Raw genomic sequence first — 14,894 nt, 5'->3', positions numbered from 1 at the left:
CATCTCGTCGTGGGCCGCCAGCTCGAGCAGGGGGTGCGCCGTCCCGGTGCGAGTGGGAACAAACTGAATTTGCCCGCATCTCCGCGAGTGGCAGACGGAATTTCGTCCGGGGCGCGGTGCACGGGAACACCGGGTCCACCACGAACTCAGACCAGACCGGCACGGAGCCCGCGGATGACAATTTCCACGCGATCGCGGGCGCCAAGCTTGCGCAGGATCCGGTTGATGTAAGTCTTGACGGTTCCCCCGGTGAGAAAGAACCTTTCAGCGATCTCGGCATTCGTAAGTCCCTCGGCAATTGCTCGAGCAATGTCACGCTCTCTGGGGGTGAGCGCGGCAAATCCACTGTCACTTGTTGTTCCCGCTGGAATGGGCCGGTGGCCTTCCTCCAGCATGCGCCGGGTGATACGCGGCGTGACGACGGCGTCACCCTCGTGGACGGCTCGAACTGCGGCAGCGAGTTGATCGGGGGTTGCGTCCTTGAGGAGAAAACCGCTTGCTCCGGCAGCGAGCCCATCGAAGGCATACCGGTCGAGATCGTAGGTGGTGAGGATCAGCACTCGTGGCGAAACGGCCGCGGCAGTGATTCTCCTGGTGGCTTCGATGCCGTCCATGCGAGGCATGCGTACGTCCATGAGAATCACGTCCGGCTCTGCACCGATCGCGACGCCGATGGCCTCCTGGCCATCGGCGGCTTCTGCGATGATGCTCAGGTCAGGCTCGGCCGAGAGCGTCATGGCGAAGCCGGAACGGGTGTCGGCGTTGTCGTCCACGAGCATCACTCTGATTGTCATGGGCTCTTTTCCCGGTTCATAGGAATGACCACGGTAACGTGCCAGCCCCCGGTTGGTGCTGGCCCGCAGTGCATCTCCCCGCCCATCTGGTTTGCGCGCTCATGGATGCCGCGAAGTCCATTGCCGGCCTTCGCCACGCTTTGGCCCTGGCCGTCATCGAGCACCTGAACGGTCACCGCATCCGGTGCGTAGCTCAGGGTGACTGTGAGGCGGGTTGCTTCGCGGGCGTGACGCATGGCGTTGGTGCAGGCCTCCTGCACCATTCGATGGATGGCGCACCGTGCCTCCTCCGTCAGGAGGTCCGGTCGAGGTTCGCCGTTCACGACGAGACTGGCGGCAAGGCCCGTGCTGCTGGCGGTGTCGACGAGTCCCCGGAGACCAAAATCTGTGGCTCCCGCCGTAGATGCGCCGCTCCCCGTCAGGCCGACGGTCGGATGGGTGAGCATCCCGGCCGACACACTAGGGGAGGCGGGAGTGCGAGGTCCTATTTCCCCCTCGGATCGGAGCTCATCCAGGATGACGCGGGTTTCACCCAGTGCTTCGCGGGCGATCATGTTGATGCGGCGCAAGCCCTCTTCATGCGCATCGGGGTTGACGACCCCGGCGCGGAGCGCGCCGTCGGAGAGATTGATGATGGCGGTCAGGGAGTGCCCAACGACATCGTGCATCTCTCGTGACAGAGCGGCGCGCTCACGCGCCACTGACAGCTCGCCAGCCTGCACCCGCTCGTTGACGCGCTGCACGAACCTTTCGTGCTCGGACCTGCGCAGAGTTGAGCGTGCGCGCACCAGGAACCCGACCAGCGCGGCTGGGATGAAGGCTGAGAGCAACAGGATCAGCGTCGTCGCGGACGTCATACGCTGCTCAGGTGCTGGTGGCGTTCCCAGGATCACGGTGACGACGGTCCCGGCCGCAACTGCCGGCAGTGCAGTCCAGGCTCGCCGAGCTGGCGCGAAAGCCCCCGCCGCATATGCGGCGAGTGCGACTCCGAGGGGATCAACAAAACCGCACACGACGGTCTTGACCATCACGACCGCGAATGCGGTCACCAGAACGGTGATGGGCATGCGACGACGGAAGAGCAATACTGCGCCGATGACGATCGTCGAGACCAGCCCCAGGACGCGCGCCCACTCCGGCCCGGCGTCGAAGAAGAGTGCGTGCACGGCCCCTGGAAGCATCAGGAGGATGTAGCCAATGGCGACGAAGACGTCGACCACCAGGGGATGCGACGTGAGCCAGGTTCGACGAGGTGGCGGGACCGTGACCGGTTCCACCGCGGTGATGTTCGCAGCGCTCGGGGCCATTGTCAGAACTCCTTTCGACGCAGCACCAGTGATCCGATGAGGGACGCGACAAAGATGAGCGCGAGGTTCCAGACAAGGAAGCCGACGGCTCCCGTGACCGACATCCAGTCCATCGTGCGCACCCGCAAGCCCACGCCCGGTTGGGCGTAGGGGTAGACCGCTTCCAGGGGCGGCGCCAGCAGTGTGACCATGAGGCCCCCGACCGTGCCGACGATCCCAATCGCGAGGGTGGTGGCAAAGCTCCGGACGATGATGCCAGCGGTGAGCTGGATCGCTGCGATCGTCATGCCGCCAAGCGCACCCATCAAACCCCAGACCAGCATCGCCGTGATATCCGCGCCTGTGAGCGAGAACCCCAGCAGGAGGCTCGCCACGAGATTGCCGATGACGAAAACCGTCTGACAGTAGAGCGTGAACCCGGCAAGAAGCCCGAGCTTTCCTCGGTAGGCACGCAGATGAGCCCCGTAAGAGGCGAGCCTGCGCCAGTTCGACCCTTCGTGCTCCATGCGCGTGAGGGAGGCTGCCCGCAGCGCAATCAGGCACGGCAGGAAGAGTATCGCCCAGAGCAGTCCGCCCTGACCCCAGATGGCCTGCCAGGAGACATTCTGGGCCGTGAAGATGTCGACGTTCTGGAGGTAGTTCACGATGCCGTTGACGGCATTGAGGATGACGAGCAAAGCCGCGATGCTCAGCAGAACCCAGTGGTACTTGGATTTGTGCCGTTCGATGGCAAGGGTTGACATGACTTCGCTCCTACTTCGTTGTCCGGCGCACGAATGCGAACTGGCAGGCCCCGACTAGCACGATGCCGATCACGGTGACTACCGCAACCAGCAGGCCGAGATGATCAACCAGCGGGAACCCGACTATCACCCCGCCGTCTGCGACGTCGAGCCGGATTGGTGTGACCAGGCCGGGGTACTGCCACGGGATGAACGCGCCCACTGCTGGTGGTACGAAGGTGGCGAACGAGCCGATCAGGCCCCCGATCATCCCCACTGTTAGCGTCACTACCTGACGGGCGAACAGCAGCGCCAGTACGAGTTGCACGGCGGTGACACCGACGCCGGCCAGTACGAGGCCCAGAAGCCAAGAACCCATCAGCGGCACATCCGCGGGGAAGTCGTGCATCGCCCCAATCGCGCTGACGGTCAGCACTACCGACACCGACGCGAACGTAGCAACCCCAAAGGCCAACACGTATTTTGCGGCGAACAGAGAATTGCGGGTCTGGTTCGCGGCGAACAGGACCGGCATCATGGCCCCGTCGTGCTCCATGGCAGCCAGTCGTGATACCAGCACAGTGATGAGGATGGGCAGGAACATCGCGTGCACCTGCGAGGTCTGTCCGATCAGGTACCCCATCTCGCGGGGCGCCCGGAACTCGCGGCCGAGCGAGATCGCGGTCATAGCGCATATCCACGAGAGCTCGAACCCCAGCACCAGAAGCACTGTCAGCCACAGCCGTTTGCGTTTGAGCTTCAGGAGCTCAGTCCGGACTGCTTTCATGCCGTCTTTCCCGTCGTCCCGATCTGGGCGCGTTGCGTCCGAGCCTGTTCGGTTATCCGTAAGAATGTTTCCTCCAGCGACCGGCGGCGCACCTCCACCCGGTGCACGCCGACTCCCGACTTCACGATCGTGCTCACCAGGTGCGCGACGTGGTTGTCCGCATACACCGGCAATGTGATCTCTGCCCCGTGGAGCTCCTCGACCTGCCATCCCTGGGAGCGGAGCAGCGCCGCCGTGCGCTGAGCGTCGTCGGTGGTGAGCACCAGACGGCCGGCGTCTTCAAGCCCCGACAGTGGCCCCTGGTAGAGCAGATGGCCGTGGTCGATGATTCCGATCGTGTCCGCCATCTGTTCGATCTCGCTCAGCAGGTGGCTCGATACGACTACCGTCAGCTCGCGAGCGAGAGGCAGGCTCTTGATGAGTTCGCGGATCTCGCGGATGCCCGCAGGGTCCAGGCCATTGGTTGGTTCGTCCAGAATCAACAGCTCCGGTCGGCCCAGCAGCGCCATCGCGATCCCGAGCCGCTGTTTCATCCCCAGCGAGTATTCACGGGCGAGCTTGTCCGCAGCATGGGTGAGCCGCACCGTCTCCAGAGCTTGACGGACTTCCGCTTTCGGCACCTCTTTGATGCGCCGTACGATGTCCAGGTTTTCCCTGCCCGAAAGGTGCCCGTAGAACGACGGCGATTCGATCAGCGATCCCACGCGGGGCAAGATCTTTCTGGCCGAGCTGGTCGTGAACTGTTCACCCAGCACCTCGACCGTTCCTGAGGTGGGGCGGGCGAGACCCAGCAGCATCTTCAACGTGGTTGATTTGCCCGCACCGTTCGGACCTAGGAACCCGAACACCTGCTGCGGCGTTACTGTCAGGTCAACCTTGTCGACCACTGGTACACCGCGATACTGCTTCGTCAACCCACTTGTGCGGATGGCCCATTGCACTCCCGAATGCACGTCTACTCCTGTCGCCGGCTGATCGGTCACCACCTACTTCAGCGTGTATGGGACGCCGGGTCGTCCAACCAGGGTTATCAATTGCGTAGACCGTGCTCGTCGCATGCGATTTGTGCAGGAGGGTATGACACCTGTCTTCCGATCCGGGCTGCGGGGTATCAAAAGCTGTGCAAGAGAGATCGAAGCGTTTTGCACGCTGGGGGTGCCATCAGCCGCCCACTTCCGGCACCGCCCCATGCAGCCGCCGCGTCAGCGCCTCCGCGGTCCGCCGCACGTGCCCCACCAGTTCCGCGCGCCGCTCGTCGTCGATCTTGTGCCCCAGGAACGTCAGCGCCACCCCCGCCATCGGCAGCCCCCGGTGGTCATGCGCCGCCACTGCCACGGAGGCGAAGTTCGGCGTCACGTCCCCCTCCTCGACTGCCCAGCCGCGCTCACGGGTCCGTTCCAGCTCCGCGCGCAGCTGACCCGGCGTCGTGATCGCCGTGCTCTCCCACCGCGATGCGAACGAGGCCCGGTCCGGGTACAGCGCCCGCACCTGCGCGGCAGGCAGGCCCGCGAGCATCGAGCGCCCGCTCGCCGTGAGGTGCGCCGGGATGCGCACCCCCACGTTCGTCACCAGCGACGGCTTGTACGGCGCCCGTTCCTCCACCACGTAGACCACGTCCCGGCCGTGCATCACCGCCAGGTGGGCGTTCTCGCCCACCGCGTCCACGAGCGCGCGCAGCAGCGGCTCACCCAGCCGCGCCATCGGGTCCTGCCGCGTGTACGCCGACGACAGCTCGAACGCCGCGATCCCCAGCCCGTACAGCCGCTCTTCGGGCAGGTGCACCACGAACCCCTGCTCCGTCATCACCGTCAGCAGGTGGTACACGCTGGACCGGGGCAGCTCCAGCGCCGTCGCAATCGACGACGCCGCCACCGGCCCCTTCCGCGACGCCAGGAACCGCAGGATCCGCAGCGTGTTCTGCGCCGCGGGGACTTTGGTCCCGGTCATCGCGTTCCCTTTCGTTGGTCGTTGCCGTGCCGGACGACGCCGCACGGTCACCCCGCGCGCACCCGGCACTTAGGCGGTGCCCGCAGCCCTCGGCGTGAGCGAGGTCTCGCCCAGTGCCGGTGATGCGGCGGCGCTGATGATGCCCGAGACGGCACCTCGCGCGTCTTGGCTCCGCCACAGCCGGCCCCGGCCGTCCTCGAGGTGCGGCGCCGTGCTTCGAGAAGGCAGCGAGCGGCGTCGTCGTCGCGGAGTGTCGTACGATCTGCGTGTCTGGAATACCAGACGATATCTGGTGTCGGCCCTCCCGGCGATCCCCGGTGATGGGCTTGTGTGGAGCTAAACGTAAGTCAGATCACACGCGAGCACCGCGAGGCGGCCCGGGGAGGCGGCATCGCAGGGAAGGACGCTGCATGACGACCACCCGGATCACACCGCCGAACCCCGATGTGTGGAGCGGCAGGACGGACGGGGACACCCCCGAGCACCTGCGCTGGCACCAGAGGGCACGGCAGGGCATCGCCCAGGACGGCACGCAGCAGACCACACAGGATGTCTCCCGGGGTGACGACCAGGGCGGTGCCGAGCAGGACACAGCCTCGCAGACCTCTCAGACCCCCGCCCCCGCCGTCGAACTCATCGGCTTCTCCTGCGACGAGGGCGTGCGCCGCAACAAGGGCCGCGTGGGCGCCTCCGAGGGCCCGGACGCCCTGCGCGCCGCGCTCGCGCCGCTGGCAATGCATGCCGATTTCGGCATCCATGACGCCGGGACTGTGGTCGTGCCAGACCGGGACCTGGAGGGCGGGCAGGACACCCTGGGGGACCAGGTCGCACGACTCCTGGACACCGGCCACCCCGTGGTGGTCCTGGGCGGCGGCCACGACACCGCGTGGGGCAGCTACCTGGGCCGCACCCGCAGCGAACGCCTGCGGGGCCGGCGCGTGGGCGTGCTGAACCTGGACGCCCACTTCGACCTGCGCCAGGCGGACGAGCCGTCCTCCGGCACCCCGTTCCTGCAGATGGCCCGGGCGGACCAGGAGGCCGGGCGCACGTTCGACTACACGGTGCTGGGGATCAGCGAGCCCAACAACACCGGCATCCTCTTCCGCACGGCGGAGGAGCTGGGCGTGGAGCACCTCGCGGACGAGCAGTGCGCCCCGCGCCACCTGGACCACGTGCTGGACACCGTGGACCGCATGCTGGACCGGGTGGACGCCGTGCACCTGAGCATCGACCTGGACGTCCTGCCCGCCGCCGTGGCGCCCGGCGTGAGCGCCCCCGCCGGATACGGTGTTCCCCTGGAGACCATCCAGGCCGTGTGCCACCGCGTGGCCCGCAGCGGCAAACTGGTCCTGGTGGACGTGGTGGAGCTGCTGCCCCGCATGGACGTGGACGGCCGCACCGCCCGCGCCGCCGCCCGCCTCATCACCACCCTGGCGCACGACGCGCTGAGCACGACGACGCCCCACTCGGCACCCGGGGGAACGTCCCCGCACGCGGAGGGCGCCGCCGCGGCGTCGTCCCAGCGCACCGGGGGCGCCGCCGCGGCGTCGTACCCCGAGGCGGCAACCGCGGCACCCGGCGCGGTGCCGTCTGCCGCCTCGACCGACGACGAGGCACCCGAACCAGCCACCGGCCACGCCGGGAACACCACAGGAGAGCGCCATGAGTAGTCCCGCATCCCCGCCGCCCGCACCGCAGCAGGGCGGCGCGGGCCACGCCACCCTGTCCCGTGGTCTGAGCATGCGCCACATCCAGTTCATCGCGCTGGGTTCGGCGATCGGCACGGGCCTGTTCTACGGCTCCGCCACCGCCATCCAGGCGGCCGGACCCGCCGTGATCCTGGCCTACCTGATCGCTGGTGCGGTGGTCTACATGGTCATGCGGGCCCTGGGGGAGATGGCCGTGCGCCACCCCGTGCCCGGCTCGTTCGGCCAGTACGCCGCGCGCTACCTGGGTCCCTTCGCGGGCTTCGTCACGGGCTGGACGTTCGTGTTCGAGATGATCGTGGTGGCCATCGCGGACGTCACCGCGTTCGGCGTGTACATGGGCTTCTGGTTCCCGGACACCCCCCGCTGGATCTGGGTGGCCGCGGTGATCCTCTTCATTGCCGCGATCAACACCCGCAAGGTGAAGATCTTCGGGGAGATGGAGTTCTGGCTGACCATCATCAAGGTGGGGGCCATCATCGCCATGATCGTGGGCGGCATCGTCCTCATGGTCATCGGCACCTCGTTCGCACCGGGCCAGCCCGTGGGGCTGCAGAACCTCGTGGACCACGGCGGGTTCATGCCCCACGGCGTGGGCGGTCTGCTGGCCGCGCTGTCCGTGGTGGTCTTCGCGTTCGGCGGCATCGAGACCATCGGCATCACCGCGGGTGAGGCCGGGGATCCCGCCCGTTCCATCCCCAAGGCCGTCAACGCCGTGCCCGCGCGCATCCTGCTGTTCTACGTGGGCACCATGGTGGTCATCATGTCCCTCGTCCCGTGGACCGAGATCACGGGCGAGGCCAGCCCCTTCGTGCAGATCTTCTCCGCCCTGGGTATTCCCGCGGCGGCATCCATCCTGAACGTGGTGGTCATCGTGGCCGCCATCTCCGCCATCAACGCGGACACCTTCGGCGCCGGGCGCATGCTCTTCGGCCTCGCGGAGCAGGGGCAGGCGCCCCACGCGTTCACCAAGGTCTCGAAGAACGGCGTCCCCTGGCTCACCGTGGTGGTCATGGGCGTGGCCCTGGGCATCGGCGTGGTCCTCAACGCGCTGATCCCCGAGGACGTGTTCCTGGTGATCGCCTCCATCGCCACGTTCGCCACCGTGTGGGTGTGGCTCATGATCCTGCTCTCGCACATCGCCATGCGCCGCGAAATCGAGCGCAAGAACCGCCCCGAGTCCGCGTTCAAGGTGCCGTTCTGGCCCGTGGCCTCGTGGGCCGCGACCGCCGGCATCGTGTTCGTGGTCGTGCTGCTCGGCTGGTTCCCGGACACCCGCGTGGCACTGGTCGTGGGCGTCGTGTGGCTCGTCCTGCTGGGCGTGGGCTACGCGCTGCTCGTCAAGGGCGGTGGCCGCCACCGCCCAGACCTGGACGACCACACCGCGCTGATCACCCTGCCCCGCACCTGATCAGCCACCGCCGGAGCCCCGGTGCGCACACCCCGCGCGCCGGGGCTTTCCCGCGCCCGGACGACGCCGCCGCCCGCGGCCTCCCCGGCGCCCCCCCGTTCGCGGGGCAGGCAGTTCCGGCGCGGGTGCGCGGGCTCGGAGGGTGGTGGCGGCAGCCGCCCGCGCGGCGCGTCAGAGCACGCGGTACAGCTTCTGCGCCAGATCGTGCAGGACCACCCGTTCCTGGACGCTCATGTCCAGGCTGTCCAGCAGGTCCTCCTGCATCCCGGCCGCGTCCTCCTCGAGGGCGCGGCCGGCGTCCGTGAGGGACACGACCACGGAGCGCTCGTCCTGCTCGGAGCGGCGGCGGGTCACGAAACCGGCGTTCTCCATGCGGCGCAGCAGGGGGGAGAGGGTGCCGCTGTCCAGCATCAGGGCCTCACCCAGCTGGTTCACGGTGCGGTGGTCCTGCTCCCACAGCACCAGCAGCACCAGGTACTGGGGGTAGGTGAGCCCCATCTTCGTCAGGGGTTCCCGGTACGCGCTGGTGACCTTGCGGGAGGCCGAATACAGCGCGAAGCACAGCTGCGTGTCCAGGCGGAGATCGGGATTCATGCACACATGCTACGGGGCACCCTGTGCACGGGGGACACGCGACGACACATCGTGTGGCGCGCCATGTGGTTGCGCACCACTCTTTGCCGGGGCGCGGCGGCGTCGTCGAAGGTGGTGTGACCTGGGACAACGTAAACTTGTTGAACAATCCGGGTGAGTCGCGTATAACTATGACCCGGCTCACAGGGTGTCCGCATCCTCTTGCTCTTCCCTTTCCCCGACAGCACGGAGACCCCGGTGGCGGAACACGACCACGACCCCACGACCGCCCATGCCGGGGGGTCCCCCGCGGCTACGGCCACGACTGCGGCGACCCCCGCGCAGACCCCTGCCGCGGGTCACGCGAACCGCCGGTTCGAGACCAACTGGGCCATCTCCCTGTTCGGCACTGCCGTGGGTGCCGGCGTGCTCTTCCTGCCCATCAACGCGGGTCTCGGCGGGCTGTGGCCGCTGCTGGTCGTCACCATCCTGATCGGGCCCATGACGTACCTGTCCCACCGGGCGCTCTCCCGCTTCGTGTGCGCCTCCCCGGTGCCCGGCGAGGACATCACCGGCGTGGCCCGCAAGGCCTTCGGCGAGGGTCTGGGCCGCGTGATCACCGTGGTGTACTTCCTGGCCATCTACCCGATCGTGCTGATCTACGGCGTGGGCATCACCAACACCGTGGACAGCCTCCTGGTCAACCAGTTCCACCTGGCGTCCCCGCCGCGCTGGCTGCTCTCCGGGCTGCTCGTGGCCGCCATGATGGCCGTGATGCTCGCGGGCCAGCGGATCATGCTGATCATCACGCAGTGGCTGGTCTACCCGCTGATCCTCATCCTGCTGGGCGTGACGCTCTACCTGATCCCCAGCTGGGACCTCAGCGTCTTCCAGGGCGCGCCCGCCCCCGGTGACTTCCTGATGTCCGTGTGGATGATCATCCCGGTGCTGGTGTTCGCGTTCAACCACTCGCCCGCCATCTCCCAGTTCTCCGTGGCCATGAAGCACGAGTACGGGGACCGCGCGAGCGAACGCGCCTCCGTGGTGCTCAAGCGCAGCACCGTGCTGCTGGTCATCTTCACCATGGGCTTCGTGTGGTCCTGCGTCCTGGCGCTGGGCCCCACCGGGCTGCAGGGCGCCAAGGCCCAGAACCTGCCCGTGCTGTCCTACCTGGCCAACGAGCACGGCAGCCCGTTCATCGCCTACCTGGGCCCCGCCGTGGCGCTCGCCGCGATCGCCTCCTCCTTCTTCGGGCACTACATGGGTGCCGCCGAGGGTGCCGTGGGCGTCGTCCGCTCCACCGTGGACCCCCGGGGCACGAAGATCAGCGACAAGGCCCTCAAGACCGCCGTGGCCGTGTTCATCTTCGTCACCACGTGGCTCGTGGCCATTGCGAACCCCAGCATCCTCTCGCTCATCGAGTCCCTCGCCGGGCCGGTGATCGCGGTGATCCTCTACCTGATGCCCATGTACGCCATCCGCAAGCTGCCCGCACTGGAGCCCTACCGCGGCAAGATTTCCAACGTGTTCGTCACGGTGGCCGGTCTGGTGGCCGTGAGCGGCATCATCTACGGCCTGGTCTCCTGACGCCGCACGACGACGCCGCACGGCCGGGTCCGCGCCCGGCCACCGGTGGCGCGGTGCACACCGCTGCGGGCCTTCCGCCCCGGGCCCGGTGCGGCCCCGCTGTGTAGATTGGCCGTGACCGAGGCCGCGACCCCCGCTGCTGAGCAGCGGGGGTCGTTGCACACCCACGACAGAACGGGTGAGGAGTCCAGATGACCACCGTGGTGCTGTTCCGCGACGACCTCCGGGTGGGGGACCACCCCGCCCTGCACGAGGCCGTCTCCCACGGCGAGCCCGTGGTGTGCCTCTACGTCCTGGACGAGGAGTCGGAGGGCGTCCGCCCGCTCGGTGGGGCCGCCAGGTGGTGGCTGCACCACTCCCTGACCTCCCTGGCCGAGGACCTCGCGGGGCTGGGGGTGCCCCTCACCCTGCGGCGCGGCCCGGCAGGGGAGGTGGTGCCCGGCGTCGTGCGGGAGACCGGCGCGGACCGGCTGCTGTGGAACCGGCGCTACGGCGGCCCCGAGCGCGCGGTGGACGCCGGGCTCAAGGAGTGGGCCGGGGTGAACGGGGCGGACGCCCACTCGTATGCCGGATCGCTCATGTTCGAGCCGTGGACCGTCTCCACCCAGAACGGGGACCCGTACCGGGTGTTCACGCCGTTCTGGCGCGCGTGCACGAGCGGCCCGCCGCCCCGGGAACCGTACCCGGCGCCGTCGGCCGTGGTGCCCGCCGATCCAGCGCCGGCGTCCGACGCCCTGGCGGACTGGGGGCTGCTGCCCACCCGTCCGGACTGGTCCGGGGGGCTCGCGCGCACGTGGACCGTGGGGGAGCGGGCCGCGCACGAGCGGCTGGACGAGTTCCTGGACGAGCGGCTGCCCCGCTATGCCGAGGACCGGGACATGCCCGCGAAGCCCGCCACCTCCGGGCTCTCACCCCACCTGCGCTGGGGCGAGATCAGTCCGCACACCGTGTGGCACACCGCCCTGCACCGTGCCGAGAACCCCGGGAAGTTCCTCACCGAGCTGGGGTGGCGCGAGTTCTCCTGGTACAACCTCTACGTCTACCCGGGGATGGCCACCCGGAACATCAATCCGAAGTTCGACGCCTTCCCCTGGCCACCGCTGGACGAGGACGCGCTCGCAGCGTGGCAGCAGGGGCGCACCGGGATCCCGCTCGTGGACGCCGGGATGCACGAGCTGTGGGAGACCGGGACCATGCAGAACCGGGTGCGCATGGTGGTGGCGTCCCTGCTGTCCAAGAACCTGCTGATCGACTGGCGCCTGGGTGAGCAGTGGTTCTGGGACACCCTGGTGGACGCGGACCCCGCGAGCAACCCCCACAACTGGCAGTGGGTGGCCGGGTGCGGCACGGACGCCGCGCCCTACTTCCGGATCTTCAACGCCGAGACGCAGCAGAAGAAGTTCGACCCGGACTTCGGCTACGTGGACCGCTGGAACGGACGGCAGGAGGGTGTGGAGCCCATCGTGGACCTCAAGGAGTCCCGGGCGCACGCGCTGGAGCTGTTCACGTCCCTATAGGGGGGACCGCACCGAGCGGCATCGAACATCACCCCGGCGGCACATGAGCAGGGCGTGGGGCGGATCGTGTACCTGTCCATCGCCGGTGCGGCGGACCCGCGCCTCAACGGCGGGTACGGCTACTACAAGGGCAAGGCCGTGCAGGAGAGCATTTACCAGCAGGCCCCCGTCCCGTCCGTCACGGTGCGCTCCACCCAGTGGTTCGACTTCATCCCCGCCACCATGGGCATGGTCAACAAGGGCCCGGTGGCGCTGGCACCCACCATGCTCATGGCACCCGCCCTGCGCGAGGAAGTCGCGGACGTCGTGGCCGACGCCGCCACCGCACCTCGGCAGGCCCGGCACGAGATCCGCGCGGTCCGCGGTCCCGAGGCGGACACCATCGCGAACTTCGCCCGCCGCATCCTCATGGTCGGCGGGGACCTGGGCGGGCAACGCCCGGCGGTGGTCAGGGAGGCGCCCTACCTGGGGCGCGGCATCGCGAACGGCGGGCTGATCCCGCAGGACGCGTTCATCACCGCCACGCGCTTCGAGGACTGGCTGCGCTGACACACGGGCACCGGGCGGGTCCGCGTGCCTGCCGGGGGAATTTCCTCCCCCCGGGGGTGGACGTTCCTGCCGCCTTCACCGGCGACCCTCAAGAGTCCCGCACAGTTTTCCCGGCTTGGTACGATACCATACGGTGGGCATAATTTTCTGCTCTAGGCAGGCGTGTGGTCCAGCCGACAGGACAGGATCACTCTGCACACTTGACGTACCCGCCCGCAAGGCGGATCAACCACCACGAACGGAATCTCACCTTGACGAAGAATAACCCCACGGGGGATCACTCTGGATCGCAGGCAGTGACTGTGAATCACGATCACGACGTTGCGCCCGTGAAGAACTCGAAGCCCTCCTGGAAGGACGATCTCCTGGGCGACCGCCGCAGCGGTGATGTCAAGAACATCTCCTGGGGAGCGGTCATCGCGGGCGTGGTCACTTTCCTCGCGCTACTGATCCTGCTGTCCTTCATCACTGCCGCACTTGGTCTGGGCAACCTCAACCTCACTTCGGCCAACCCGGGTGAAGGCGTGGGCATCGCCACCGGCATCTGGTCCGTGATCTCCCTCGCCCTGTCCCTCGCGGCTGGCGGGTTCGTCGCCGGGCTGCTCGCAGGCCGGGCGGGTCTGATCCACGGTTTCCTCACCTGGGCCACGTCCCTTTTGACGGCTCTCGTGCTTGCTTCCCTCCTGGCCGGCGGCATTTTGGGTGCTGCAGGAGGCGCGCTGGGTTCCCTCACCTCCACGGCGGCTAATGCTGCCGGACAGAACGCTGACATGGTTGCTTCGGCTGCCCCCAGCATTGACCCCTCGGAGGCCAGCCAGGCGGCTCAGGACGCCCAGCAGAAGGCCAGCCAGGCCGCCAAGGATGCCGCACCGAAGGCCGAACAGGCCGCAGACACCGCTGCTTCGGGTGCCATCTGGAGCTTCGTGGGCCTGCTGATCGGGGCCATCATCGCGTCCCTGGCGGGTCTCTTCGGTTCCCGCTCGGTGGCTCGCACCGGTGACACGGACGTTCAGCGCCGCAACCGCTGATCCTCCCCGGTAGGTGGGGGCCCGGCAGCAGAGGACAGGTTCTGTCCTTGGCTTGGACACCCGCCGCATCGTCTGAACCGACGAAACACCACCGCGTGAAGTTGTTGCACACTGTGGGCCCGGCGCACGCCGGGCCCACAGTCATGTCTGCCCCTCCCGGGACCGCAACCCGGGCCCGATCAGCCGGGCAGACCCAGGATCTTCAGGGCTCCCTGCGCGCCGTCTCGCGAGTGACACGCGGTTGGGGCGTGTCACCTTCACCGGCGTTGGACATCGAGGAAGCGGCGCAGCGCCCCGGTGCCCTCGCAGATCCCCGGCGCTTCGGGGCGGATGTACGTCTCCGGGGTGACGACGACGCGCTGCTCCACCATGCCCACCGGCCCCTCGTGCGTGTGCTGCACGTGGCGCGCCCGGCCGTTGGCCACGTACCCGGTCTTGCGGCTCACCGCGGCCGAGGCGTGGTTGCCCACCACGTACTCGGAGTGGCACGCCAGGGCGTCCAGCTCGTCGAACGCGAAACCCACCGCGAGCTGACGCATGAGCGTCCCGAGCCCCCGGCTCTGGTGCGCCCGCCCGAGCCACGATCCCGAGGACACCGAGCGGGTGAGTGGGAAGTCCTCGGCCATGAGGTCCTGCATGCCCACGAGCTCACCGCAGTGCCGGACCGCCAGGGCGAGGTTCCAGCGGTCCGGCGCGAACGTTGCCCGCTGCGTCCACCACCAGGACAGTGAGGTGGTCGGGAAGCCGTCGGGCGTCCCCGGAGCGAACGGTTCTTCGTGCCAGGCGCGCAGGAACGGCATGGGGAGTCCCGCCACGGAGATGCCGCCCTGGACGAGCTCCACGAGCTCCGGGAAGTCCTCGTCCCGTAGCACGCGCAGCTCTAAGTCCCCGCACGTGATGCGCAGGCCAAAGGGCGGGAAGATTTCTTCAAGTGTCAGCATGTCCACCTCTCTCACGGCATACGGG

Annotated in this window: 14 protein-coding genes; 6 read left to right on the top strand and 8 right to left on the bottom strand. The window is 68.2% G+C overall.

What is annotated here, in order from left to right; translation table 11 throughout:
* Nucleotides 1-146: 146 nt before the first annotated feature.
* The 6 genes from EAE32_RS01020 to EAE32_RS00995 form a co-directional block, all read right to left on the bottom strand.
* Nucleotides 147-779, bottom strand: a complete 633-nt coding sequence (locus tag EAE32_RS01020) for a response regulator (protein ID WP_341537791.1) — start codon at nt 777-779, stop codon at nt 147-149.
* An 11-nt stretch (nt 780-790) separates the two neighbouring features.
* Nucleotides 791-2,101, bottom strand: coding sequence for a sensor histidine kinase (locus EAE32_RS01015; protein ID WP_121863893.1), 1,311 nt, complete (start codon nt 2,099-2,101; stop codon nt 791-793).
* Between the two features lie 2 nt (nt 2,102-2,103).
* Entirely contained in the window at nt 2,104-2,844 is a 741-nt protein-coding gene (locus EAE32_RS01010) for an ABC transporter permease (protein ID WP_121863892.1), read from the bottom strand.
* Nucleotides 2,845-2,854: 10 nt separating this feature from the next.
* Nucleotides 2,855-3,610, bottom strand: a complete 756-nt coding sequence (locus EAE32_RS01005) for an ABC transporter permease (protein WP_121863891.1) — start codon at nt 3,608-3,610, stop codon at nt 2,855-2,857.
* Nucleotides 3,607-4,596 (bottom strand): ABC transporter ATP-binding protein, encoded by a 990-nt coding sequence (locus tag EAE32_RS01000; protein WP_243635525.1) that lies wholly within the window; start codon nt 4,594-4,596, stop codon nt 3,607-3,609. The genes EAE32_RS01005 and EAE32_RS01000 overlap by 4 nt, the downstream gene beginning before the upstream one ends.
* 175 nt (nt 4,597-4,771) lie before the next feature.
* Nucleotides 4,772-5,557, bottom strand: coding sequence for an IclR family transcriptional regulator (locus EAE32_RS00995; protein WP_121863889.1), 786 nt, complete (start codon nt 5,555-5,557; stop codon nt 4,772-4,774).
* Nucleotides 5,558-5,967: 410 nt separating this feature from the next.
* On the opposite strand from EAE32_RS00995, the gene hutG reads away from it, so the two are divergent.
* Together hutG and EAE32_RS00985 are read left to right on the top strand one after the other, a co-directional pair.
* Nucleotides 5,968-7,227 (top strand): formimidoylglutamase, encoded by a 1,260-nt coding sequence (gene hutG / locus EAE32_RS00990; RefSeq protein ID WP_121863888.1) that lies wholly within the window; start codon nt 5,968-5,970, stop codon nt 7,225-7,227.
* On the top strand, nt 7,220-8,674 hold the full coding sequence (locus tag EAE32_RS00985; RefSeq protein WP_121863887.1) for an amino acid permease: 1,455 nt from the start codon (nt 7,220-7,222) through the stop codon (nt 8,672-8,674). The genes hutG and EAE32_RS00985 overlap by 8 nt, the downstream gene beginning before the upstream one ends.
* Nucleotides 8,675-8,845: 171 nt before the next feature.
* On the opposite strand, the gene EAE32_RS00980 is transcribed toward EAE32_RS00985, so the two are convergent.
* Nucleotides 8,846-9,268 carry a MarR family winged helix-turn-helix transcriptional regulator gene (locus tag EAE32_RS00980; RefSeq protein WP_121863886.1) on the bottom strand — a complete coding sequence of 141 codons (423 nt, stop codon included), beginning with the start codon at nt 9,266-9,268 and terminating at the stop codon, nt 8,846-8,848.
* A gap of 237 nt (nt 9,269-9,505) precedes the next feature.
* On the opposite strand from EAE32_RS00980, the gene EAE32_RS00975 reads away from it, so the two are divergent.
* From EAE32_RS00975 to EAE32_RS00960, 4 genes are all read left to right on the top strand, one after another.
* Nucleotides 9,506-10,834 carry an SLC5/6 family protein gene (locus EAE32_RS00975; protein WP_121863885.1) on the top strand — a complete coding sequence of 443 codons (1,329 nt, stop codon included), beginning with the start codon at nt 9,506-9,508 and terminating at the stop codon, nt 10,832-10,834.
* A 191-nt stretch (nt 10,835-11,025) separates the two neighbouring features.
* Nucleotides 11,026-12,351, top strand: coding sequence for a cryptochrome/photolyase family protein (locus tag EAE32_RS00970; protein ID WP_121863884.1), 1,326 nt, complete (start codon nt 11,026-11,028; stop codon nt 12,349-12,351).
* A 54-nt stretch (nt 12,352-12,405) separates the two neighbouring features.
* The gene (locus EAE32_RS00965) at nt 12,406-12,900 is read left to right on the top strand and encodes an SDR family oxidoreductase (RefSeq protein ID WP_121863883.1); all 495 of its coding nucleotides are present in this window, start codon (nt 12,406-12,408) and stop codon (nt 12,898-12,900) included.
* A 329-nt stretch (nt 12,901-13,229) separates the two neighbouring features.
* Nucleotides 13,230-13,928 carry a hypothetical protein gene (locus EAE32_RS00960; protein ID WP_121845191.1) on the top strand — a complete coding sequence of 233 codons (699 nt, stop codon included), beginning with the start codon at nt 13,230-13,232 and terminating at the stop codon, nt 13,926-13,928.
* A gap of 257 nt (nt 13,929-14,185) precedes the next feature.
* Here EAE32_RS00960 and EAE32_RS00955 read toward each other — a convergent pair whose 3' ends face one another.
* The gene (locus tag EAE32_RS00955) at nt 14,186-14,869 is read right to left on the bottom strand and encodes a GNAT family N-acetyltransferase (RefSeq protein ID WP_121864739.1); all 684 of its coding nucleotides are present in this window, start codon (nt 14,867-14,869) and stop codon (nt 14,186-14,188) included.
* Nucleotides 14,870-14,894: the final 25 nt, after the last annotated feature.

The organism is Kocuria tytonicola, assembly GCF_003687175.1.
Taxonomy (GTDB): Bacteria; Actinomycetota; Actinomycetes; order Actinomycetales; family Micrococcaceae; genus Kocuria; species Kocuria tytonicola.
This window is presented reverse-complemented; position numbering and strand designations above follow the sequence as displayed.